Genomic DNA, 25,416 nt, shown 5'->3' on the forward strand with positions numbered 1-25,416 from the left:
TTCAGGCTTTATAAGCTATAATTTTTCTAGCATATTCTTCTGTTAAATCGTCATTTGCTGCTTTTACTATACTTGGCAATAAGAATGCATCCACAAGAACCCAGATTGCTACTACTACTAAAAATATCCAACCTATAAAGATTGCAAGTGTTACCCATCCTATAATCGTTAATATCAGTAACATAACCCCACTAAATTTACGTCCCAAATACATTCTATGGATTCCTAACGAACTTAAGAAAAACCAAAGGAGATATGAAACACCAACACTTTTTTTATTGTTAGCAACTTCTAAGTTTACTAACATCTTTTCTTCATTTGACAATTGATTATACATTTTAGATTACCCTATTTATGTTTTATTGTACTTCAAGTGATTCTAATAGTGGATAATAATCATATTCCATTTCACCTGATTCTTCTAATATCACCTTAGCCTTAAATGAAATGACTTGTTCAAGGTCTTCTATATTAGAATCATAAGAATAGCTAGTATCGACAGTTACATCATAACTGATCTCATATTTATATGCATCTATTTGCTGCACATCTTTGACCTCAGCATTATAAGTTACAGAGGAGATTGTTTCATCATCGTAACTTTTTTTTGCGTTACTATAGAGCGTTTGGTAAATTTCATTTTCTTCACCATCAACCATCATTTCTCCTAAATCATATTCATAATCATCACTATACTCATCGCCATAATAAGATATATTTTCTGTTAGTTGATAAATATTATACATAAAATCCTGAGCTGCATATTCATCCATTAAATCAAAAGTAAAATAATAACTCTCATCATAATCTTCAAGATAAACTTGAGAAGATTCCAGCGTTTCATTTGTAAATTCTTTCTTTACACTTAAATAACTGTCCTCTTTCCAAGAAATAGGGCCGAATGATCCTTCCCCTTCTTTTAGTTGACCAATCTCTTTGTCATCTAAATAGACTTTGCCATCTGTTAAGTCTGAAGCAACATCAATATAAACACCTGACAGAGATAAATCAACATAATTCATATCATCTTCACCGCTAAAGAAAACTTCTTGTTCATTTATCAATGGCGAACCATACTGTTCGATAGATGATACTAACGTATAACTTCCAGGAGACAATGGACCGACTTTTTGTGTATACTCTGAACGATCGGCTGTTCCAATTTCTTTCCCATTTAATGTGATTACTGCTTCTTCCATATTTGTCGTTAATTCCGCATAGACGGGATTAATCATCATTTCATAGTGGTCGAAAAATAACGAATCTTTTCCATCTTGTTTCAAATATATACCGTATGAATCATTTTCAGATTCAGATTCATCTTTCATGCGATTAGATAGCAAATGAACGTATTCCTTATCTTCTTTTATATAATCTGCAAATGGTTGTAAATTTTCTTTCTTCAATTCAAAATTCAAGTCTTCTGTAGAGAGAACTTTCGCAATCTTTGAAGCATCTCCAGTATTAATTAATTCAATATAGCGATCAACTTGATTTTCCTTTGAATAATAATTTTTAGCAAAAGAAAACCCTCCTGCAAGTATAAGAACAATCACTATTGCAAAAACAATTCCAAATTTTTGTACTTTTGTAAATGGCTCTAATTTCTTTTTAGTTATAGGTAGGTCTACTTTTTTTTCTATTGATGGTTCAGTACCTAATAAATGGCCACATTTTTCACAAAATTTCGCGCCATCTTCATTGACACAACTACATTTCTCACAAATCATTTATACTCTCTCCTTTGAACTATCTTAAAATAAAGAATCCCTAACAATATCTTCTACCATTGTCATCACTGTAGCTGCACCGATTCTAGCAACTATAAACCAAACAAAAAATAACATTACCGTAGCAATGATGCCAACATAAAATTTATCCATTTTTTCTGATGTATCACTTTTGTATAAGTAGTTTGCAAATGCAAAAGATGAGATGATAAAGGATAATAGATATAGAACACTTATCATAACTGCAAATTCTTCACCTGAAATAAGTGCAAGTAGCATAATAATTCCTTGTAAGATAACTGAAGTAGTAAAAAAACCGCCATATTGTGTTGCGGTGGCAAGAAAAGAATCACCCGACTTATAAGCCACTCTCTTTACACCATGTACGACAAAAACTGAAAGAAAATTAAATATTAATAAAGCAAAAAATAGACCAAAAAGTGTTCCAAATCCCATTTGAACATACTGATAACTATAGCTGTCGATTGAGAGGAACCATAGACCTACTACTTGAATCAAACTTAACAATACAAATTGAATCACACCGTTGATTGACGCAGCTTCATGGAAACTTTCTGAGGGTTTCACTAACGTGGTTTTAAAATAAGAAAAATAGCCATGAGACATGTTTGAAAGTTTTTCTTTATCAATATTGAGCGAACTTAGATTTATTACTTGTTCACTTTTAGTTGAATCTGCTTTTTGACTAGGAGTTTCTCCAATAGCTGTAGTTGAACCACAGTTATTACAAAATTTAGCCCCTTCTTTTACTTCTTTTCCACAATTAGCACAATATTTCATTTTTCTATTCCTCCAAAATCAATATTTTTTAATAAAACAGTATAAAGTGAAAAAATTTCAAGGCATAGCTATTGCTGATTATGAAATATACGTTTATTCCTAAGCCTAAATCGACTTATAGTTAAGTTCCTCTCATTAAATTTCCAAAAATCATTATATGTATTGCAAATCTACCTATTTCCTCGAAAAAACCTTCACAATAAATTTATACTGTTATTTTTATTATCGGTTAAATACACTCTTATATCAAGGAGCTTGTTCAATTTAGTTATATTATTTTCTAGAAAACACAATCATTGGTTACATAGTTAGAGTCCTGCACAATTAAATCACATCGCCAATTGTAAAATTAAGTTAGACAACTAAAAAAGACAGTAGTGGTACACTCAAAATGTAATTCCGGCAAAGATGATATCCGCCACCGTAAATTACCATTAGTGACAGGGTTATTACCAGCCAGTGACACAAAAATCACCACACGTTGCCAAGAAAGTTACCATCAAAATAATAAGTGAACTAAAACAACACTACCTCCCATATAATAAAGGAGCACAGACATGTGCAAAACTATTATATAGGAGGTATTTTATATGATTCACTATCGTAAAATAATGGAACTGGCCTATGATGAGGTGAGTTTACGAGCTATTTCGGCAAGCACCGGGAACGGTCGACCGAAAGTCACTGAAATACTTCAGCTGGCTAAAGAAAAGGGACTAAACTGTCCATTGTCAGAAGAAATGGATGATCAGTGGATAGAAGAGTTTTTATATCCACATAAGGCAATTGAAAATTCTGGTTATGGCATGATTGATTTTGATCAAGTTCATAAAGAATTAGCTAGACCTAATGTTACCTTATCTTTGCTTCATCATGAGTATGAGGTCAATTGTCGCACGAATGGTAAGATTCCGTATGCCTATCGTTCTTTTTTGCGGCATTACAAGTCTTATGCGGACAAGTACAAAGCAACCCTAAGGGTTCGAAGGAAACCAGGAGAAATCGTAGAAGTAGATTGGGCAGGATCAACAGCTTTCCTTATAGATCAAGATACAGGTGAAAAGATAAAAGCCTATCTTTTTGTTGCAACTCTGCCTTGCAGCCAACTATCTTATTCTGAAGCGACCTTATCAATGGATTTAAATGCCTGGATTGGAGCACACAATAGAGCCTTTCAATACTTTGGCGGCTGTACCCAGATTATTATACCGGATAATTTGAAAACATCTGTTACTCGTCATACGCTGAAAGAACTTGTTTTAAATCCAACTTATCGAGAAATGTGTGAGTATTATGGGACTTTATGTATGCCTGCTAGAGTTCGCGCTCCAAAAGATAAAGCATCCGTTGAAGGATCCGTTAGTACCCTCTCTACATGGATCATAGCAGCCTTGAGAAATGAACACTGTTTTACGCTAGATGAATTAAACCAAAAAGTAAGACAGAAACTAGAAGAGTTTAATCATAGAAAATTCTCTAAAAAGAACGGTACTCGTTTCTCAGCATTTGAAGAAGAGGAGAAATTTGCCCTTTCTCCTCTTCCATCAAAACCTTATAAAATGGCTGAGTGGAGAACCGCCAAAGTCCGTCCAGATTATCATATTAGTGTTGATAACAGATTTTATTCTGTACCCTATGAATATATTGCAAAATCAGTTGATGTAAGAATCACTGAGTCTCTTATTGAAATCTTCTTTAAACATATGCGTGTGGCTACACACACTCGATTATATGGGAAATTTGGACAGATATCCACCAGCAAAGACCATATGCCTGATAACCATAAACTTTACATCGAGCAAACACCAGAAAACGCCTTAAGTTGGGCAGAAACAATTGGTGAAAATACCGTACGTATTATTCAATACCTTTTGGATACTTATCAAGTAGAACGGCAAGCTCTTTCTTCTATTTTTTCTTTAAAAAATAGTGCCCGTCGTTACACAAAATATGAAATGGAAAGAGCCTGCAAAGAAATCTTAAGTATTACAAATCGACCTACGGTCAAATTAGTCCAAAGTCAGTTAAAGGCAATTAAGAAAAAAGATGCCGAAAAGGTACTCGAAAAAAATTCTTCAGTATCACAAGAAGTGTTTGGTTTTACACGTGGGACAGACTATTGGGGGGAAAAGTAAATGAATGAACAAACAGTAAGCAAGATGATCTCAATGAAGTTATCAGGTATGGTTGAAGGTTACCAACATCAAGAAAGTACTCCTGATTTTCAAAAGATGAGTTTTGAAGAACGATTCCAAATTTTGATAGATCATGAGTATGATAGGCGTAAATCAAACACTTTAAAAAGACTGATTAAAAGTGCAAACTTCCAGAATACTCAAGCCTGTATTGAGGATATCGAATACTATGAAGATAGAAAATTGGACAAGACCCGTATTTTAGAATTATCTAGCTGTAATTATATTCGACAAACGAATAACATTATTATTAAAGGACCAACAGGTGCAGGGAAAAGTTTTCTAGCACAAGCATTTGGAGTCTCTGCATGTCGTCAACACCACACTGTAAAATATGTACGCCTTCCTGAACTATTGGATGAACTCCTATTAGAACAATATAGAAATGATAACTCTTATCGTAAAAGTATTAAAAAGCTTTCAAAAATAGACCTACTCATTATCGATGAATGGTTATTAATTGATATTTCAACAGAACAAGCTGCTTTGGTTCTTGAAATTGTAGAAATGCGCTACAAACTCAAATCAACTATTTTTTGTTCTCAAATCGATCCGCAAGGATGGTCACAAAGACTGAGTAATGGGACTGTAGCTGAAGCAATCATGGATCGTATTGTCCATAATTCTATTCAATTAATGGTGGATGGAGAAGTATCTATGCGGGAACGTCATGGACTAGATAGCTCAATGTGATACTTTCAAAATCAATTGAAGTAAAATTCTCCTATTATTTTATGGCACCAGAAAATTTATCATCTTACATCTTAATTGATGAAATCAACTTTTCGCAGGTTCAAGGATAAACAACAAAGCGACCACAATGCCTTTATTAAAGACATTGTGGTCGCTTTCATTCTGTTATTTTTCTTACTGGTAATTTGTATGGCACTGATTGGTAACAGTGGTGGCACTCAGTGGTAATAATTATGTCCTTGCTGGTAATTTATGGTGGCGGATATCACAATTCAGTGTGTTTTCGGCGATCAAGTTTTAACTGAAGTAGTTTTCGATTGGTTTAGTCATCATTCTCATTTACTCATTTTGTCATTACATCCTATAAAACTCAAGAAAAAATGAAGGTCTTAAGAAATCAGCTTCTTAAAACCTTCACCAAAACTTTCATCAAATTATATATTCCACTCACTATCACTATTTAACAAAAAGCTACTTAAGGTAGTAGCTTTAAAATATTCCTTATCATTAAAAGCAACTATATTAGTTATTATTCTCAAGTGATTCTTTAAAAAGAATCACTGCTTCTTGCCAAGTTGGAATCTTAAACCCCGTAGCTTTTGCTTTAGATAAATCCATTACTGAATGTCTTGGGCGATAAGCTTTTTGAGGGTATTCTTCAGAAGTAACTGGTGCAATTTCTACAGATGTATCTTTTAAAATTTCTGTTGCAAATTCATACCATGAACAGTATTCTTCATTTGACAAGTGATATAAACCATACTCTTGATCAGTAGAAGTTAAATGCACCATGAATTCTGCAAGAGTGCGTGTCCAGGTTGGGCGTCCAACTTGGTCGTTAACCACTGTTAAGCGTGGATGCGTTTCAGCCAAACGTTGCATGGTATATACAAAATTATTTCCGAATTCTCCAAATACCCAAGAAGTACGAATAATATAGGCTTTACTTGAAATTTCCTGAACAACTTTTTCACCTTCAAGTTTGGCACGCCCGTATTCACTTTTAGGATTAGTTTTTGCATCTATATTATATTCGCCTGCATTTGTCCCATCAAAAACGTAATCTGTGCTAATGTAAACTAAGGCAGCTCCTACCAATTCTGCCGCTTCTGCTACATTTCGTGTACCTACCACATTCACTAACCGATTTATTTCTTTGCCTTCATCTTCAGCTCTATCTACCGCAGTGTAGGCTGCGCAATGATAAATCAATTCTGGCTTTATTTTTTCAATAAATCTTATTGTTGCATCTTTATCTGTTATATCTAGCTCTTTTGAATCAGTTGCAACATATTGCATTTCATTTTCATCTAATAATTTACGTAATTCCGTTCCTAATTGACCATTAGCACCTGTAATTAAAATCATTTAATATCCTCCTCTATAAAAAAAGATAGGAATAATCCTACCTTTTTCTTAAAAACTCTTGATATATATTGTTATTGCCCATTTTTAGCGTAGTTCGCTTCAACAGCTTTTTTTTCAGCTAACCACCAATTTTTATTTTCTGTATACCAATTGATTGTTTCTACTAAACCCTCTTGGAAATTAGTGAACTCGGGTGTCCAACCTAACTCTTCACGAAGTTTAGTAGAATCTATTGCATAACGTAAATCATGACCTGTACGATCCGTTACGTGATCGTAAGCATCTTTTGGTTTATTCATTAGTTCAAGAATCATCTCGAGTACTTGCTTGTTATTTTCTTCTCCATCCGCACCAATCAAATAGGTTTCGCCTATATGACCTTTGGTTAAAACAGCCCAAACGGCAGATGAATGATCATTTGTATGAATCCAATCTCGTACATTTTTACCTTCACCATACAGCTTAGGGCGAATACTAGATAAAATATTCGTAATTTGACGAGGAATAAACTTCTCAATATGTTGGTAAGGTCCATAATTATTTGAACAGTTTGAAATTGTTGCTTGTAAACCAAATGAACGTACCCATGCTTTTACTAATAAATCAGAACCTGCTTTCGTAGAAGAATAAGGACTAGAGGGATTATAAGGCGTTTCAGATGTAAACTTTTCTCCTGGTCCTTCTCCATTTCCTGGAAGATCTTCACGTAATGGCAAATCACCATATACTTCATCTGTTGAAACATGATGATAACGCACATTGTTCTTAAGACAAGCTTCAATTAATGTGTATGTTCCGATAATGTTCGTTTGAACAAAAGGAAATGGGTCTTTAAGCGAATTATCATTATGAGACTCTGCGGCATAGTGCACGACGGCATCTGTTTCTTTTACTAGACGTTCTACTAATTCTGCATCTACGATATCTCCTATAACCAATTTCACTCGATCTGCTGGTAGCCCTGCTAAATTTTCTTTGTTTCCTGCATAAGTCAATTTATCCAATACAGTCACATGAATATTAGGATGATTAGTTACCACATAATGAACAAAATTTGACCCTATAAATCCAGCCCCACCAGTAACAATAATATTTTTCATTTTATGTATCTCCTATTTTTAAATTTCACCGTAAACAAAAAGATTATCGAATTCAGCTAATGTTGGGTGTTTGGTATCTTTTTCAGATAAGACCAATTTATCCATTGGCATTGGCCATTGAATATTTAAAGCTGAGTCATCAAAAGCGATTCCACCATCATGTTCTTTTGAGTAATATTCGTCCACTTTGTATTGCACATTGCAATTGGGCGTAAGGGTCACAAACGCATGAGCAAATCCTTTAGGCACTAACAATTGACGGTGATTAAACTCGCTCAAGATATAGCCTTCCCATTGACTATAAGTTGGAGAACCCACACGCATATCTACGATGACATCATAAATGACACCAGTTGTGGCACGTATCAATTTTGTTTGAGCTTTTCCGGGCGTTTGGAAATGCATTCCTCTCAATACTCCCGGTTCAACGGATAAAGAATGATTATCTTGAATAAAATCAATATCGATTCCAGCCTCTAAAAATTTTTCTTTTGTGTAGCTTTCAGTGAAAAAACCGCGATGATCTCCAAAAACAGCCATCTCGATAATTTTTACATCTTGTAATTTTGTATTTAATACTTTCATACTATTTGGCCCCCTTCTATTTATCCATTTGAGCAATGCGTAAGATGTACTGACCATATCCATTTTTTTTCAATGGTTGTGCCAATTCAATCAATTCTTCACGCGAGATATACCCCATGCGATATGAGATTTCTTCTAGACAAGCTACTTTAAGATTTTGACGCTTTTCAATGGTTTCAACAAATGTTCCAGCTTCTAAGAGTGATTCGTGTGTACCTGTATCTAGCCAAGCAAACCCACGACCCATTACCTCAACTTCTAATTCTCCTGCTTCTAGATAAGCTTTATTGATATCTGTAATTTCAAGTTCTCCACGATGAGAAGGTTTGATAGACTTAGCGATTTCAACAACTTTATTATCGTAAAAATACAAACCCGTCACGGCATAATTACTTTTAGCTTTTTCTGGTTTTTCTTCAATCGACAATGCCTTCATATCTTCATCAAATTCAACAACTCCAAAGCGTTCTGGATCATTAACATGATAGCCAAATACCGTAGCACCAGATTCTTTTTCAGCCGAACGTTGCAATAATCTGGATAATCCTCCACCATAATAGATGTTATCTCCTAAAATAAGGCAAACTGAATCTTCTCCTATAAATTCTTCTCCTATAATGAACGCCTCTGCTAAACCATTCGGTTGGTCTTGCAGTTTATATTCTATATTCAATCCTAATTCTGATCCATTTCCAAATAATTGTTCAAATCTTGGTGTATCATCTGGTGTTGAAATAATTAGTATGTCTTTAATGCCCGCTAACATTAAAGTTGACATTGGATAATATATCATTGGTTTATCATAAATTGGCATTAATTGTTTTGATGTTGCTTTGGTTAAAGGATACAAGCGTGTTCCACTTCCCCCTGCTAAGATAATTCCTTTCATAATACACCTCTTTTTTTATTTTTAATACTATTACTAGGTATTTACAAATCGCCGATTGTAAAATTAAGTTAGACAACTAAAAAAGCCATTCGTGGTACACTCATCATGTATTTCCGACTAAAGAAAACATAGGAGTGATCACGAATGACCTAAACCTATCGTACCACGGATGAACTGGTGATGCTAGAGTTTTATTGCAAAAAAAATATCTCAGTTGCGAAAATAGCCACTTATTTAAATCGAACTCGTACATCTATTTACAATGTCATCAACTTTTTGAAAGAAGAGCTTACAGCCCTTGAATATTACTAACAGTACAAGTAAAAGAAAAAATGTTGTGGGAGTCACAGAATCATTCTCCCCAAAGAAAACAGGCCTATATCAAAGATAAAGTCGCTCAATGTCGGGCGGAAGAGTCTATTCATTGTTCCGTTCGTACTTTTTATCGTTAATTTAAATGAAAAATCTTCCATGAAACCACACTCCCAATGAAGGGAAAAAGGAAGACTATGGTCATAAAGAACGTCGGGGAAAACAATCTTTCAAGCGAAATATCTCAGAAAGAGAGAAAGATTATCCACAGTTTAAAGAAGAATTTGGCCATATCGAAGGCGGCACAATTTTAGGTGTCTATCATAAGAGTGCTGTCATCACGTTAGTAGAACGTTTGTCGAAAGTCATCATTACCTTGAAACCCAATGGACGAAAGGCCAGCGATATTGAATTAGCCATGAATCACTGGTTTCAAAGCATTCCAAGAAACTTATTCCCTTCTATCACATTTGACTGCGGAAAATCATTGAAATATCAAACACCATTGGAAGTATTTTTGAGTTATATGAGCGAAGATATTCTGTCTAACTTAATTTGACAAATCAGAAATATAAAATTATTGACCTCAGTTATTTTTTTATAAAAAATCTTATATTTTTAAAGGACTGCATAAAATCCTTTCTTTTAAAAATTAAATATAAACAAAATGCTAACAAATAAAAATATAAAGTTAACCAAGAATCAAATTTCCATCCAAAGAATACAAATAAAAATGTCAATATCCATTCACTAATAACATCCTTTTTAATAGAAATTTTCAAATAACTAGCTAAAACAATTTCTGAGAAGCTTACTCTGAAAACTAATAAAAGTAAAATAGACAAAATTGCAAAATCAAGGTTTATAAATACACGTGTTGTAAAGAAAGTAACCACTAAACTTAAAAACATAGATAGAACATTAATTATTAACATAGTTTGCTCTTTTCGTAGAGTTTTAAAATATGTATTAATTAATAATGACATTTTACCTTCATAAACAATAATTGGAAAAATAAGAGCCATGTATTTAAAACTTTCAGCATAATTAGGCAACCATATTGTTATAATTTCTTTCAAAGGATAATATAAAATTAGCATTCCAAACAAAATAGCCATTAGTATATCTCTTATTGTTCTATATATCATTGGCAATTTTTCTAGTTTAGTATTTCTCAATATAGGAAATATTATTATACCAATTGCATTTATAAAAATCATCATTGAGCTTGATATACTTAAAGTTAGGGAAACTTTACCAAATGTTGCTATATCCCAAGTATCTTCAATTCCCCACCTAACAATACCTATAACTAATGTACTCGAAAGGTTAGCTATCATTAACTTAACTCCACCTTGAATATTAGACATAATTTCAGTTACATTTAAAGCAAAAGAATTAACTTTACGAAAAACTATGTCTTTACAATAATAAGTTGATAAAAACAAAGAAATTATTTTCCCAATTAAGTCAGCTACTATTAATATTTGGTAATTTCTTATACCAAATATTAATGCAACAATAATTATTATTATATAGGAGAGCTTATCAATTGTTGTAATTATTGCGTATTCTTTTATTCTATTAGTTGCTTGTAAAATAAAAAGAGGCATTGCACGAACCCCTGCTGCAATCATCGCTACAGCTGTCGTTAAAACAATAATTTTTTTTTCTGGATCATTAGAAAAAAATAATCCTATTACTGAAATTATTATTGAAAAAAATATTTGAGTTCCAAAAAGTGTCCAGAATTGAGAATAGAATAAACTCTTATCTAATTCTTTGTAATTTTCTCCTGCATATCTTAAATATATACCATCATTCCACCCAAATTGAAAAAAACCAATAAAAGAAGCATATAATACATACAATTGCCAATAACCGTACTCCTCAACTCCAATCAACTTAGGGACTATTAAAGTTACTACAGTTGAAATAACTAATGAAATCGCATTAGATGATACTGCGTATGCGATATTTCTTATTATTTCATAAAATTTCAAACTCAAAATTTCACCTCTCAATTTCTTCTTTCAATAATTATCTTCTGAAAATCTGAATACTTCTTTACTTAGAGTTTCTTTAGTTACTGGTATATACAAATCATCAATATGTGATTTTATATTTTTTTCAGTTAAATAAGATAAATCTATCTTTATAATTTGTTCGATTATTTCTTTTGAAAAACGAAATTTTATAATCTTTGCAGGATTTCCACCCACAATAGCATATGGGGGAACATCCTTAGTTACTATACTTCCTGCTCCAATAACGGCACCTTTCCCAACTCTAACACCGCTTAAGATTATAGAATTAGTTCCAATCCATACATCATCATTAATTATAATTTCTCCTTTAGATATCGCTTCTGCTTCCTCTCCATTAATCATTACCCTAAAAGGATACGTAGATAATGTGTTTAACATGTGATTACCTCCGAGCATAAAGGTAACATCCGAAGCAATAGAAACAAAACTTCCAATACTCAATCTTTCATTTTTAGAACCATAACTATATATATTAAGCACACCATAAGTATATGTTCCCACTTTTACAATATCTAATGGAAATATCTTAGATACCGTGGTAAAATTTTTTTTATTTACTTTTCTCCATTTCTTCTTAAATAACACTATCTTCAACATATAAATTATTTTATAAATCATTTTTCCTCCTCCCTTTTCATTGAATATTTTACAGTAACTAAAAGCTATATGAGAATATACCAGAGTTATTATCATATTAAGACTTTTTTAATAAAGGTTGGGATATCTTTAATACGATCTTAAATAATTCTATATTTCCGGAAATTTAATTTCTTTCATCTATTAATAGTTTAGAAACGCAGTTTTAGTGAGATTTTAAATGGTATAAATATTTAGATAGCACTACAACATTCATAAGAATACTTTTTGAGCTCGATATTTTCATTATTAAATTAAGTCTTGCAATTTAATGAATGGTCTTTATTATATCATCTACTTCTAACAACCATTTATGCCAATTCAATTTGTCTTCATATAATCTTCTAGAATTTTCTCTAAAAAGATTCAATTTTTTTTCGTCTATAAATATTTCTTCAATTACATTAGCAAACTCTACTTCTCTTGCTTTAAGATTAATTCTATAACCATTGTATCCATTGACTACGTAATTACTTATGCCCCCAGTATCAAAAGTTATACTTGGTAATCCATATGCACAAGCCTCTGCAAAAGCAATGCCAGCACATTCTGCTTTTGTTGGTAAAATTAAAATATCGCTATTTGAAATGATTTCTATTAATTTTTTTTCTTCTTTTTCTATATTTTTATTTAAAAAACCTTCAACTTTAATATAAAATTCATTTACTTCATATGGGGGAGAACATCCGACTATTATTAAATTTGCTTTAACTTCTCTTTTTCTTAATTCTTTTACCGTTGCTATTGCTATCTCTCCCCCTTTTCTTTCCCATTCAACTCCTAAAAACAATAAATTTATTTCATTATCCTTCTTTTTAAAGTCAATATTATCAGACTCCGGAACTTTAGATAGATTAGCCCCAAATGGGATAGTTATGCATTTTGAACTAGAAATTGAATAATCATTTAAAGCAGAGTTTTTTGCCCAATCTGAAGCAAAAATAATTTTACTGGCTTTTAAAAGTGCACTCATTTCTATTTTATTACCTTCCATTTGATTTATTTTTAATAATTTTTCAAACGATGGATAATAATTTAACATAACTGCAAAAGTAGCATCTGTCAAATAAATTATGGGTATTTTTGTCTTAAGATAAGTTATACATTGACTATTTCCTGTTAAAAAAATCAAGTCTATATCACTCGTTTTTTTTATTTTTTTTAACACTTGATTAGAGTAGTTTTTTGCAATAATTAAATTATGAGAACGATCGTAATTTTTTTTTAGTATATTTCTAGATATATATACCAAAGCTTTAGTTAAGAATTCTAATAAGGGGCTCTTATGTACATTAATTAATTTTACATCATATTTTTCAGATAACATTGTATAAATCTTATTAGTCGTTCCAGACCATATTTTTTTATCTACCGGATCTCCAACCGAAATAAAGGCTATTTTCATTATTGTTCTCCTGTTCCATTCTATATTTCTAACAAAGTTAATTATAAAAACATGAATTTCTTAATTAAATCTTTTTTTTATTTTTATTAATATTTTTCTTTCAAACAAACAATATCTCATACCTATTTCTAATATTTTTATTTCTAACTTATTAATAGCATTATATTTTTTTTGAAAATATAATGCTGATCTCATAGAAATTTCTAAAGCTTTAGATGAGGCTTCTAATGATATTGTTGAGGAATTATCATGATCATGTATATAATGATATTTTGTCAAAATACCTTCTTTATAATTTTTATTCTTTAATTTATAAGCTAGAATATTTTCTTCATAAAATAAAAAAACATTTTCATCAAAATAGCCTATATTCTTTAATACATCGGCTCTTACTGCAAAAAAACTTCCAGGTACTACTTCGACATCTATAATGTCACAGGAATTTTTGTTAAAGGAGTATATTGCTTTTTTCTTATTTAGTAGCCTAAGTAAAAAAAAGCAATCCATTATTTCTCTCGTATAGGTTGGAATTTTCCAATGCTGATTTTGTGTAAACTGTTTATCACTATCAACTCTGGCTGAAGATAATAAAGCATAATCTCTATATCTCTTATCTGAAAAAACATCAATAATTCTCTTTACTACTACCTCTTCAAAATTAACATCTGGATTAGCTATAAAAATTATATCTAATTTGAATTTCTCTAAAAATTTTATTCCATAATTATTTCCATAAGAATATCCTTTATTCTCTTTTGTTTGTATCACATCCACTTTATTAGATACTATTTTTCTTAATATATCAAATGAGTTATCATTTGAACAATTATCAACGATAACTACTTTTTCAAAGTATGAAAATTTTTCCAACCTATTTACTAATTGTATCGTTGTATTTGCTGAATTAAAATTAAGAATTACAACTCCTGAAGTTTGCATTAGATTCTCCTAACATATATTTTTTAATAATTGATATACATGGGCATTCGATTTTTATTAAACTTAAGGTGTGAAATTAAGCTAAATAAAATAAAAAATCAATTTGTGATACACTAAAAATTTAATTCTAGCTAAATATGACATAAGAGAGATACTAGATAAACTAGTGATGACAGTTTATTCTTCCTAAAGAAATAGCTCAGTTACTCAAATAGCAGTCTAACTAAAACAAACTCGAACACCTATTTACAAAGTCATTGCTTCTTGAAATAATATTATACAAGCTTTGAATATTTCAAACAGTCTAAAGGAAAGGAGAAACGTTATGGGTTAAAAAAATCATACTAACAAAGAAACAACAACCTTCATCAAAGAGAAAATCTCTTGAAATTAAATGCAGTATGTTATTGCTGTTTGGACGAAAGATACTATTAATTAATCTATACGTACTTTTCACTACCAGTTGAAAGAATAATTAGGGTATATCGAAGCCAACATCATTAGAATTACTATACTAAAAGTGCTGTCATAAAAATAGCGAAACATCTATTTATAGTCATTCTTAACTCGAAAATCAATAATAAAAAGATAAGTGACATGAAAAATGTTATGAATCAATAGTTTCAAGGTATTCCAAAAATTCTTTTATCTCATTTTGATTACATGAATTTTTTCTAATCAGAGCTGACTATTTAACCCTCTCGTTATCTTAATATATATTGAAGATTTCGTTACACCTGCTAAATGAATTTCAAATGAAAATTTTAGCATTCTTATTCGAAAAAGTTGGCCTTTCCAAAGAGATTGACTTCAATCAGTTCAACCAATCTTTTGTTTCTTTAGTTGCATATAAACAGAATAACATTCCACAAAAATCATTGAGTTATCAGTCATCCTAGGGAGTATATTTAGCTAAATAAATGACGATGTTCTGTCTAGTATAATCTGATAACTCACATTTTCATTAAATTGACTATAAATAATTTTAATTACTAAAATTATAGGGATAATGTCTAATCCATATAGCAAGGAGAAATCACCTATAACAAGAAAAGGAATAAGAAATATAATTAAAGTAATATTAAATTTCAAATTATTATAACTTATAATTTGTCCAATACTCTTAATTGTTTTTACCCAATAAAAAAAACCAATTACGCCAATATTAGATAAAATACTGATTATTGATGAATGAGAACTAGTGGTACCTATTCCTAATCCAAATAATGGTCTATCTAAAAATACTTTAAAAGTATCAACTATACTAATAATACGAACCTTTTCTGAAGTTATAATACCGGTATTATATCTACCTTTAAGAATTAATTGGAATTCATTTATTGAATTTTCCAACCTTAGCATATAATAATTATCACTACTATTTTGATTTAATATATATATAATCAGCCCAATGATTACTAATAAAGTTAACATCTTCTTCAATACATTAGCTTTAGTAATTTTAACTTCAAATACCAAAATAGAAATTATAATTATCATAGTACCTAATACAATAGAAGAAAGAGACATAGATAAAAATAATAAAGCAACATTAATATATAGCCAAAACATTTTATCCTGATTTATCTTTATATTATAAATCAGGAGTATCGCAATATAAGCTAAAGTAATAGCATATCCAGAAGGTTCCCTTGAAAACCCCATAATAGCATACGTATCATCTCTCAATATTAGATTTGTATACGTTGATTCTCCTATACCAAAGATTTTATTACTAATATTGTTCATAATATTAGTGACAAAAACGTTTTTTGTTATCCATTCAAAAACTCCCCAAATTATACTTAATTTTGAGAAGTATAATACATATTTTATAACACTATTCCAATCTTTTTTTGTAAAAACACTCTCATTAACCAGCAACAACACGATAAATATCAGAATCCTAATAACAAACAATATTGGCTGAATCGTAAAATTGACATTCACCTTATCCTGAACTCCATATAAATATTCATCCCATGATCCAGAAAAATCTATAATAAGTCCATTATACGGGATGACTATCATAAAAAGAACCCCAATAATGATGACCGCTATTAAACAAGATATTGTTAAAAATATTTTTTTATTTATAGGCACTCTTATTAAAAAGAACAAAGAAGTAATTAATAGAATACCTGTTACAACTTCACTAAAAGAAAATTCAGTGTTTCCAAATTTCAAGAAATATCCAGCACCTATATTTATTTCTAATATAATAGTTAATATCAATAATTTTTTGTATATATTTTTTAAAGATTTATTTAAAAAAAAGATTACTAACAGGGTTACAATTAATATAAATGAAAAAATTGTCATTGTACCACTCACTTTACATTTTACTTTATTTAATTAATAAGAGTATGTTTTAATAAATTTAAAAACTTTGTTTTTCGAGAATATAATTTAACAGCTCTTCCCAATTTTCTAAATAGGGTTGTTGTGGTTTTATGTTACTAGATTCCGAATAATTATTTTTATTTTCTATAACATCTTGCATTAACTCTGCTAATTTTTTATAATTTGAAGGATTAAAAAAATTCACTTTTCTATATGACCCTATAGTTTCGTGAGCATACGGTAAATCAGATACTAAAATAGGTTTACCACTATCTTTAAATTCTGAAATTGGAAGTCCCCAGGTTTCTAATTTTGATGGAAAAATTAAACAATCAACTTTTTCATATAAATTGATTAGCTCTTCTTTTTTTAGTAATCCAACAAATTTTACGTGTTCTAAATTTTCATATTTACTCATTAGGTCATGTGTATATCTATTTTCAGTTCCATCAATGGTTAATAACACCTCATAATTAATAATTTTTTTCTCATCCAAAAATTTAGATGCTTCACAAATCACTTCGAAATTTTTAAAAAATCTAGGATAACTTGGAAAAATAAACATTTTTTTTTCATTAAACTTGAATTCTTTAGGTTCAGATACCTTTTTAGATGTTAAAACAGGTCGTGCGACAATAACATTATTTATATTAAACATTTTTTCAAATTCTACTCTCAACCACTCTTGTTGTACAATTACCCCTGTATTTTTTCTTATATTTATTTTATAAAGATATTTATAAAATAGTGAAAACAAATAAACTTTATAATCATACTTAATATTTTTTATATCTTTATCCATAAATGGAGTTGAATTATGACAATATACATATTTTTTTTTTGCTTTAACGTTTGGCGTTATATCATGTAATGATATCCAAATATCTACTTTTATTTTTCTAGAATAAAAGTAAAAATAAACATATTCATACCATAATCTGTTTAACCAACTAGATTTAGATTTAGGGAATTCTACTAATTTTATATCATTTTCATACCTTTTTAGCAATTCTACTTTATGTACTAATGCAATTACATTAAATTTTTTATTAATGTTCTCTTTAATTATGGTATCCATACAATCTGTAAGAACTGAATATATTCCACCTTCTACTGAATTTATACCAGAAATTACTATGGTTTTCACTTGAAAGGCACCTCATTTCAATATTTTTAGAAAAAAAATCACTTTATTAATTTATTTTTTTATAGTTCGATATCCAATATACTTGGCTAGATTTCTTAATATTGATTCAGGTATTTTATTAATTTTTCTATTTCTAATTAGATATTTCATTTCATTTATTACTAGTTTAAAACCCTCAGTAGTATTCTCCCCAAATTGCATCTGTATTTCAGGGTATTCTCTATGGAAATTCCCAATACTTTTATATCTATTAAATTCTTCTTTTAAAGAAAAATTATGAGTATGAAAAACTTTTGAATTTGCACAATACCCTACTTTATAGTTCGCGTTTATAAATTTTACAGCAGCATACATATCCTCTGAAAATTGTAAATTTTCAGGGAAATAATTTATTTCTTTTAATTTCATAGTATCATAAATACAAAACGCATCTGATGTAAATACAGTTTTAATGCCTAAATTTGGTATGTCTTCTTTTGATTTCACTAAATTTTTTTCGGAATAATTAAAATATCTTGATCGATATTCAAATATATTCCCTCTTTCAATATCAACTTCTTGTTTTCCATAGGCAACAGCAATTTCAGAATTTTCTCTAATAAAATCAATTAATGATTTTAATGCATTTTTTTGCAAATAGATATCTTGAGTCATATAAATAACATAATCAAAATCTTCTAAATCTTTACCAGCTTCTGTGCGTGTTTTACCATGTCCAAATTCTTCACTTTTAATAACTTTCACATCAAAATTATGATTTTTAGCAATCTTAACTGTATCATCTGAAGAAGATGAATCAATTATGTACTTTTTATTAATATACTTTGCTTGTTCATCTATTAAATTAAGTACCTTATTAAAATCCGGTCCTGCATTATATGTTGGTATAAAAAGTGCTATTTTTGAAGTATCCATTCTTTAAACTCTCCTATCGATTATTTAAATACCTGATTTGTCAAATTAAGCTAGACAAACTATTTTCATCTATGTAACTCAAAAATACTTTCAAATGGCCAAATTCTTTATTGAATTGAGGGTAATCTTTCTCTCTTTCTACAATATTCCGCTTGAAAGCTTGTCTTACCCAACGCTCTTTATGACCATTTGACTTTCTTTCTCCCTTCATTGGGAGTGTTGTTTCATCAAAGATTTTTTCTTTAAATTGGTGGTAAAGGGTGCAAGCAGAACACTCTAAAGACTCTTCAGCCCGACCACTAATGACATCAGGAGTCCATCCTTGAGTGAATTTCTCTTTGATGTAGCCCTGTTGTTTCTTTGGGAGAAAGATTCTGTGACGCCCACAAAGCCTTTTATTTTACTAGCTCATCCGTGGTAAGATATGCAGGTCATTCGTGATTATTCCTATGTCTTCTTTTGTCAGAATTACATTTTGAGTTTACCACGAATGGCTTTTTATTTGTCTAGCTTAATTTTACAATTGGCGTAATAAATTAAATACTCTTCAAAATTTTTCCCTCAAATCTCTTAAATAAAATCATGTTAAAAATTATATTCTATACTGAATCTATAAGTCGTCGCTTGTAATATTAAGCTAAGCAACATGAAATGGCCATTCATGGTAAACTTAATTTGCCTTTCCCGCTAAAAAAAACAGAGGAGTGAATAAGAATAGCCCTAAATGTCATAAATAAAGCGATAATGATAGAGTACTATTATCACCAACATTTTCTAGTTATGAAAATAGCAAGTTATCTAGATAATGAACCCTAGTATCAATTTAACACTTTACTATTCTATAGAAACGTTAAAATTTTAATCAAGTAGGTGATGGGGAAATTTTAGAATTATGGACGATTTAGGTTTATATTGAACCTTTTTTTCTTAGCACAACCCCCACTGTTTTAAAGAGGATCTTTAGATACAAACTCAAAGAAAAATTTTGAATATACTCTGTATCTAGTTTGACGATTTCTTCAAAATCAGTAATATCACTTCTACCGCTTACTTGCCACATACCCGTTAACCCGGGTTTAGCTGCTAGCCTACGTTTATGGTGTAGTTTGTATTTATCGTATTCATCCACTGTCGGTGGTCTTGTTCCGACAAGGCTCATATCACCTCTAAGTATATTGATACTCTGCGGTAATTCATCTATTGAAACACGGCGAATAAATTTACCAATCGGCATGATTCGTGGATCATTATCCATTTTAAACATCAGGCCATCCATCTTATTATGTACCATCAATTCTTTCTTGCATTCCTCAGCGTCCATGTACATAGATCGGAATTTGTAGATTTGGAAACGTCGGCCATTTCTCCCCACTCTTTCTTGCGAGAAGAATATCGGGCCAGGAGACTGGATATAAATAATTGGTGCAAATACGACAAATGCGATAATAGTTGCGAATAACCCAAACAATCCGCCAGAAATATCAATCATTCTCTTTATAACTAACTGACGGTTTGTTGCCATTTTGATGCTTGTCGTCAGGACCGTAAAACCATTTATTTCCTCGACAACCTTATTCGGCATCTCGCTTGATAAATGAGCCAAAGAGATATGGACTGTAACTCCCATTTTTAATAATTTAGCAGTTAACACCTCTATATCATAATGTGAATTATGTATTTGAATAAAAACACCATCTACCGTGTTCGTCCGAAGATATTCATAAAGAGTATCTTCATTCGCCACAACTGGGACTCCTTTGATCGTATCACCTTCCATATCGACATCTACAATTACGAGCCCTCTAACGGCATAATTATTATACTTCCCTGCTTGCAGCTGTTGTGTTGTTTTCTCTACCTCTGCTTTCGTTGAAGCCACAACCAACATATACTTCCGGTTCTTTTCATTTGAATAAGTAAACAACAATGCTTTTTTCACAAAAGCTCTACTAATCCAAGAGAAAACAATATTGATCCCAAAAATAATAAAAAAGACGCTACGGGAGTAGTATTCTGATTGTTGTGTTGCAAACATATAGAATATTACCAGTGCAGCCAAGATAAGGTTATGTTGCAAGATTGCTTTAAATTCTTTCAAATATCCTCTTCTTAATATCCCTGAATACTCTTCCGTGAAGAAAACAATAAAAATATGCAAAATCGGAAGAATAACTGCTAATATTGAATAGTTGATTGTTTCGATGGGGGAGGATACCCCGAAGCGAATCTTATATGCAATAATAAATGCAACTTCTAGCAATAAGATATCAACTACCATAAAATCAAAATGCTTTAACCAACCGCTATTCGCTACTTTATACATCCTACAATCCTTTCAGAACTTTAATATGTATAGATTTTTTTATACGGTATTAATTAATGAAAGTCATCATTTTTTGATTTATCCCATAATAATAACGTGAAATACATACGTCATAGAGAATAAAAATAGCATTTGCGATTTTATTCTGCTCCGTAATAGTAATAATAATTATCGCCTTTCAATTCCACTCGGTTGAATACAACACCGATGACATTCGCTTTTACTTTTTCAAGTAGTTCTTTTGATTTTGTGTCCATTTCTTTATCCGCACCATCTTTATTCACAACAAAAATCGTGCCATCAGCTTTACTTGCCATCACTTGGGCATCTGTAACAGCGATGACCGGAGGCATATCAAAAATAATCAAATCGAATAGATCTTCAAATTCGGTTATTAGTTGATCCATCCGTTTAGATGCCAGTAACTCTGATGGATTTGGCGGAATGACGCCACTTGTAATGATAAACAATCCTTCTGTATCTACGCGATGAGCAATGTCTTTGATTTCAACGTCTCTTTCAGTCAATAAGGTTGTCAATCCATCACGGTTGGGCAAGCGGAATGTCTTATGGACTGTTGGCTTACGCATATCTGCATCGACGATCAAAACTTTTTTGCCTTGCATAGCAAAAGTAACGGCTAGATTAGCTGATATGGTAGATTTCCCTGCACCCGGTCCAGCTGAAGTGATGACTAGTGTTTTAAGATTTTTATCTACCATTGAAAATTGAATATTGGTACGGATCGTTCTAAATTGTTCAGCGATCACTGAACTTGGTCTTGTTAAGGTAACTAAACTTGGACGTTCATTATTATCTAATTGCTTTTGCTTTTTATTAAACATTTCTCTCACCTCTTTTATACTCTACTTTTTGTTCTTCTTGTATTTAATTCAGCTTTTTTTACTCTTACTTCTGCTTTTAATTCATCATTTGACATTTCAGAAACACTTCCTAATACGGACCAGCCTAACGTTTCTGTAATAAATCGTTCATCTCTGACCGTTTTATCCATGAATTCTAGTAAGAAGGCGATCCCAACACCTAACATTAGACCAACTAGTAACCCAATCACTAAATTCAATGAATTATTTGGTGAAATTTGATCTGTTACGGGAACAGCTTCAGAAATAATCGTCACGTTCTCAACATTCATGATATTCCCAATTTCGCTTTGGAAAGTAACCGCAACAGCGTTTGCAATCTCTGCTGCATCGTAAGGACTATCATCTGTTACAGTCAATGAAAAAACTTGCGAATTTTCTTGCGTTGTAATTTCAATTTTTTCAGATAATTCAGTTGTTGTTAAATTAGTTTCCAAGTTTTCTTGGACTTCATTTAAAATAACTGGCCCTTTAATGATATCTTTATATGTATTGATCATTTGCACATTTGTGTTGATATCTGTAAGTTGCAGTCCTTCTGCAGATTCTGTTGTCCGATTTACCAAAATTTGTGTTGTAGCATTATACTGGGGCGTTGCGATGAAAAAGGTGAATCCAGCCGCAAGTATTAGAGCAATCATACCTAAACTGATGATCAATGACAAGCGTTTTTTTAATGTAATGAATAATTCTGATAAGCTAATTTCTTCTTCCATTTCTTCCTCCTGCTTAAATCTTTTTTTAAATCAATTGTTATTTTAAAATACAATAAATAGTATACCATACCATTTTTTATATATGAACAAAAATAAAGTTATTTTATCTGACAAATTCCAATTCTTTTAGGATGACTATTTGAGATTTTTTCATTGACAGGTTACTTTAAATAAATACTCGTTAAAAAAATAAAGAGCTCTTATTTGAGCTCTTTATTTTTTTATTTAATTTCTGCCAACTAGTTCTTTACTTAATTGGATAATGTATTCTTTTAAGTCATCTTTAACTTCTTTATGTCCAAGACCATATTCGATATTGGTCATCATATAACCAAATTTGTCTCCAACGTCATACCGTTTTCCTTTGAATTCATGGGCTAAGACTTGTTGCGTTTTATTCAAGGTCTCGATAGCATCCGTTAACTGGATTTCATTGCCAGCACCGGGTTCTTGTTTTTCAAGAATGTCAAAAATCTCTGGTGTCAGCAAGTAACGACCAATGATTGCTAAGTCACTTGGCGCATCTTCCGATTTTGGCTTTTCAACAAAGTGATTGACTTTGTATAAGTCCTTAGAGACTTCTCCATCTAGATCGACGATACCATATTTAGATGTATCTTTATGGGGCACACGCATAGTAGCTAGAACAGATGAATGTGTTTCATCGTAGTGATTCATCAATTGTTTGGTCAATGGAACTTCATCGACCATCAAGTCATCCCCAAGCAAAACAATAAATGGTTCATTCCCTACAAAGCTTTTCCCATGCAGGACTGCATCTCCTAAACCTTTAGGATATGACTGGCGTACAAAATGTAATTTAATTTTTGTCGTACTTTCCACTAATTTTAATAATTCATACTTTTCTTTCATTATAAGATTCTGCTCTAATTCAAAGTTAGAGTCAAAATGGTCTTCAATTGAGCGTTTACTTCTTCCTGTAACAATCAAGATTTCTTCGATCCCTGATTCAATGGCTTCTTCAATAATAAATTGAATCGTTGGTTTATCCACGATTGGCAACATTTCTTTTGCCGTAGCTTTCGTAGCTGGTAAAAAACGAGTCCCTAATCCAGCTGCAGGAATCACAGCTTTTCTTACTTTTGACATATCCTTTACCTCCTAATAGATTAAGTTCAATTAATTAATTATTAATCTGTATGGAATAAATCTCTAGTATAGACTTTTTCTTGTACATCCATCAATTCTTTTGCTAAACGGTTTGAAACGATCACATCAGAAACTTTTTTAAATTCGTCAAAATCACGGATCACTTTTGAATTATAGAAGGTGTCATCTTTTAACACCGGTTCATAAACAACTACTTCAATTCCTTTTGCCTTGATGCGCTTCATAATGCCTTGTATAGATGACGCTCTAAAGTTATCCGAATCGGTTTTCATCGTCAAACGATAGATTCCAACTACTTTTGGATCACGCTTCATAACCATATTCGCCACATGGTCTTTGCGCGTACGGTTCGCATCCACGATTGCGCCAATAATATTATTTGGTACCTCTTCATAGTTAGCCAAGAGTTGTTTAGTATCTTTTGGCAAACAATAACCGCCATAGCCAAATGAAGGGTTATTGTAATGTGTCCCAATTCTTGGATCTAACCCTACACCATCAACGATTGATTTTGTATCTAATCCTCTAACTTCTGCATACGTATCCAATTCATTAAAATAAGCTACCCGTAATGCTAAGTAAGTATTGGAAAATAATTTGACTGCTTCAGCTTCTGTCGAATTCATAAATAAAACGGCAATGTCTTCTTTAATAGCTGCTTCGACTAACAGATTGGCATACGTTTTAGCTGCTTCCGTTTGTGCACCAACAACAATACGCGATGGGTAAAGATTGTCATAAAGGGCTTTGCCTTCACGTAAAAATTCTGGAGCGAAAATAATGTTGTCTACTCCATATGTTTCTTTTGTTTCTTTTGTATACCCAACTGGTACAGTTGATTTTATGATCATAGTCGCTTGTGGATTGTATTTAAGAACGTCTTCAATGACACCTTCGACTGTTGACGTATCGAAATAGTTTTTCTTTTCATCATAGTTTGTTGGTGTAGCGATGATAACATACTGAGCATCTTTGTAAGCCTTTGTTTTATCTGTTGTAGCTGTTAAATTCAATTCTTTTGTTGCTAGGTATTCTTCAATCTCTTTATCAACGATTGGCGATTTTTTATTGTTTATCAAAGTTACTTTTTCTTCGATAATTTCTAACGCTGTTACTTCATTGTGTTGTGCTAAAAGAACGGCATTGGATAACCCAACATAACCGGTTCCGACTACTGTAATTTTCAAAATGGATTGGCTCCTTCTAATTTTTATATTTTAAAACGAAAAATTTCAAACTAATACTTTAATAATAGC

The 25,416-nt window shown here is 31.2% G+C and carries 21 protein-coding genes and 2 pseudogenes; 3 read left to right on the forward strand and 20 right to left on the reverse strand.

Annotated elements, in window-relative coordinates:
- Window position 1: 1 nt before the first annotated feature.
- From BR50_RS01200 to BR50_RS01210, 3 genes are read right to left on the reverse strand one after another with little or no spacing between them, the layout of a single operon-like run.
- Window positions 2-337, reverse strand: a complete 336-nt coding sequence (locus BR50_RS01200; RefSeq protein WP_081884462.1) for a TM2 domain-containing protein — start codon at window positions 335-337, stop codon at window positions 2-4.
- A 22-nt stretch (window positions 338-359) separates the two neighbouring features.
- Window positions 360-1,730, reverse strand: a complete 1,371-nt coding sequence (locus BR50_RS01205) for a zinc ribbon domain-containing protein (RefSeq protein WP_034545356.1) — start codon at window positions 1,728-1,730, stop codon at window positions 360-362.
- Between the two features lie 24 nt (window positions 1,731-1,754).
- Window positions 1,755-2,531, reverse strand: coding sequence for a zinc ribbon domain-containing protein (locus tag BR50_RS01210; RefSeq protein ID WP_034545358.1), 777 nt, complete (start codon window positions 2,529-2,531; stop codon window positions 1,755-1,757).
- Window positions 2,532-3,121: 590 nt separating this feature from the next.
- On the opposite strand from BR50_RS01210, the gene istA reads away from it, so the two are divergent.
- Window positions 3,122-4,666, forward strand: a complete 1,545-nt coding sequence (istA, locus tag BR50_RS01215) for an IS21 family transposase (protein WP_034545360.1) — start codon at window positions 3,122-3,124, stop codon at window positions 4,664-4,666.
- The gene (istB, locus tag BR50_RS01220) at window positions 4,667-5,419 is read left to right on the forward strand and encodes an IS21-like element helper ATPase IstB (protein WP_034545363.1); all 753 of its coding nucleotides are present in this window, start codon (window positions 4,667-4,669) and stop codon (window positions 5,417-5,419) included.
- Window positions 5,420-5,941: 522 nt separating this feature from the next.
- Here istB and rfbD read toward each other — a convergent pair.
- The 4 genes from rfbD to rfbA form a co-directional block, all read right to left on the reverse strand.
- Entirely contained in the window at window positions 5,942-6,787 is an 846-nt protein-coding gene (gene rfbD / locus BR50_RS01225; RefSeq protein ID WP_034545365.1) for a dTDP-4-dehydrorhamnose reductase, read from the reverse strand.
- Window positions 6,788-6,858: 71 nt separating this feature from the next.
- Complete coding sequence (gene rfbB / locus BR50_RS01230; RefSeq protein WP_034545369.1) at window positions 6,859-7,887, reverse strand: dTDP-glucose 4,6-dehydratase; 1,029 nt, start codon at window positions 7,885-7,887, stop codon at window positions 6,859-6,861.
- Window positions 7,888-7,905: 18 nt separating this feature from the next.
- Window positions 7,906-8,472, reverse strand: a complete 567-nt coding sequence (gene rfbC, locus BR50_RS01235; protein ID WP_034545372.1) for a dTDP-4-dehydrorhamnose 3,5-epimerase — start codon at window positions 8,470-8,472, stop codon at window positions 7,906-7,908.
- 16 nt (window positions 8,473-8,488) lie between these two features.
- Window positions 8,489-9,361, reverse strand: coding sequence for a glucose-1-phosphate thymidylyltransferase RfbA (gene rfbA / locus BR50_RS01240; RefSeq protein WP_034545374.1), 873 nt, complete (start codon window positions 9,359-9,361; stop codon window positions 8,489-8,491).
- Window positions 9,362-9,541: 180 nt separating this feature from the next.
- Between rfbA and BR50_RS12515 the strand changes: the two are divergent.
- Window positions 9,542-10,232 (forward strand): annotated as a pseudogene (locus BR50_RS12515) (IS30 family transposase).
- A gap of 31 nt (window positions 10,233-10,263) precedes the next feature.
- Here BR50_RS12515 and BR50_RS01245 read toward each other — a convergent pair.
- The 13 genes and pseudogenes from BR50_RS01245 to BR50_RS01310 all read right to left on the reverse strand — a co-directional run bounded on the left by BR50_RS01245 (window position 10,264) and on the right by BR50_RS01310 (window position 25,347).
- Window positions 10,264-11,682, reverse strand: a complete 1,419-nt coding sequence (locus tag BR50_RS01245) for a lipopolysaccharide biosynthesis protein (RefSeq protein ID WP_034545377.1) — start codon at window positions 11,680-11,682, stop codon at window positions 10,264-10,266.
- A 24-nt stretch (window positions 11,683-11,706) separates the two neighbouring features.
- Complete coding sequence (locus tag BR50_RS13035) at window positions 11,707-12,339, reverse strand: CatB-related O-acetyltransferase (protein ID WP_034545380.1); 633 nt, start codon at window positions 12,337-12,339, stop codon at window positions 11,707-11,709.
- A 286-nt stretch (window positions 12,340-12,625) separates the two neighbouring features.
- On the reverse strand, window positions 12,626-13,762 hold the full coding sequence (locus BR50_RS01255; RefSeq protein WP_034545383.1) for a glycosyltransferase family 4 protein: 1,137 nt from the start codon (window positions 13,760-13,762) through the stop codon (window positions 12,626-12,628).
- Window positions 13,763-13,822: 60 nt separating this feature from the next.
- Window positions 13,823-14,701, reverse strand: coding sequence for a glycosyltransferase family 2 protein (locus BR50_RS01260; RefSeq protein ID WP_034545386.1), 879 nt, complete (start codon window positions 14,699-14,701; stop codon window positions 13,823-13,825).
- A gap of 912 nt (window positions 14,702-15,613) precedes the next feature.
- Window positions 15,614-17,023: a hypothetical protein gene (locus BR50_RS01265; RefSeq protein WP_143298365.1), complete on the reverse strand. Its 1,410-nt coding sequence runs from the start codon at window positions 17,021-17,023 to the stop codon at window positions 15,614-15,616.
- A gap of 58 nt (window positions 17,024-17,081) precedes the next feature.
- The gene (locus tag BR50_RS01275; RefSeq protein ID WP_034545395.1) at window positions 17,082-18,191 is read right to left on the reverse strand and encodes a glycosyltransferase; all 1,110 of its coding nucleotides are present in this window, start codon (window positions 18,189-18,191) and stop codon (window positions 17,082-17,084) included.
- Between the two features lie 51 nt (window positions 18,192-18,242).
- The gene (locus tag BR50_RS01280) at window positions 18,243-19,106 is read right to left on the reverse strand and encodes a glycosyltransferase family 2 protein (protein ID WP_051905700.1); all 864 of its coding nucleotides are present in this window, start codon (window positions 19,104-19,106) and stop codon (window positions 18,243-18,245) included.
- Window positions 19,107-19,194: 88 nt separating this feature from the next.
- Window positions 19,195-19,506: pseudogene (locus BR50_RS12705) on the reverse strand (IS30 family transposase); the annotation flags it as partial.
- Between the two features lie 507 nt (window positions 19,507-20,013).
- A complete protein-coding gene (locus BR50_RS01290) occupies window positions 20,014-21,429 on the reverse strand; it encodes a sugar transferase (protein WP_034545397.1) in 1,416 nt (471 codons plus the stop codon).
- Window positions 21,430-21,569: 140 nt separating this feature from the next.
- Window positions 21,570-22,274: a CpsD/CapB family tyrosine-protein kinase gene (locus tag BR50_RS01295; RefSeq protein ID WP_034545400.1), complete on the reverse strand. Its 705-nt coding sequence runs from the start codon at window positions 22,272-22,274 to the stop codon at window positions 21,570-21,572.
- 14 nt (window positions 22,275-22,288) lie between these two features.
- Window positions 22,289-23,029 carry a YveK family protein gene (locus BR50_RS01300; protein ID WP_034545403.1) on the reverse strand — a complete coding sequence of 247 codons (741 nt, stop codon included), beginning with the start codon at window positions 23,027-23,029 and terminating at the stop codon, window positions 22,289-22,291.
- A gap of 225 nt (window positions 23,030-23,254) precedes the next feature.
- Window positions 23,255-24,139, reverse strand: a complete 885-nt coding sequence (galU, locus tag BR50_RS01305) for a UTP--glucose-1-phosphate uridylyltransferase GalU (protein ID WP_034545405.1) — start codon at window positions 24,137-24,139, stop codon at window positions 23,255-23,257.
- Between the two features lie 41 nt (window positions 24,140-24,180).
- A complete protein-coding gene (locus BR50_RS01310; protein WP_034545407.1) occupies window positions 24,181-25,347 on the reverse strand; it encodes a nucleotide sugar dehydrogenase in 1,167 nt (388 codons plus the stop codon).
- Between the last annotated feature and the right edge of the window lie 69 nt (window positions 25,348-25,416).

This window comes from Carnobacterium alterfunditum DSM 5972 (genome assembly GCF_000744115.1).
In the GTDB taxonomy this organism is placed as follows: Bacteria; Bacillota; Bacilli; order Lactobacillales; family Carnobacteriaceae; genus Carnobacterium_B; species Carnobacterium_B alterfunditum.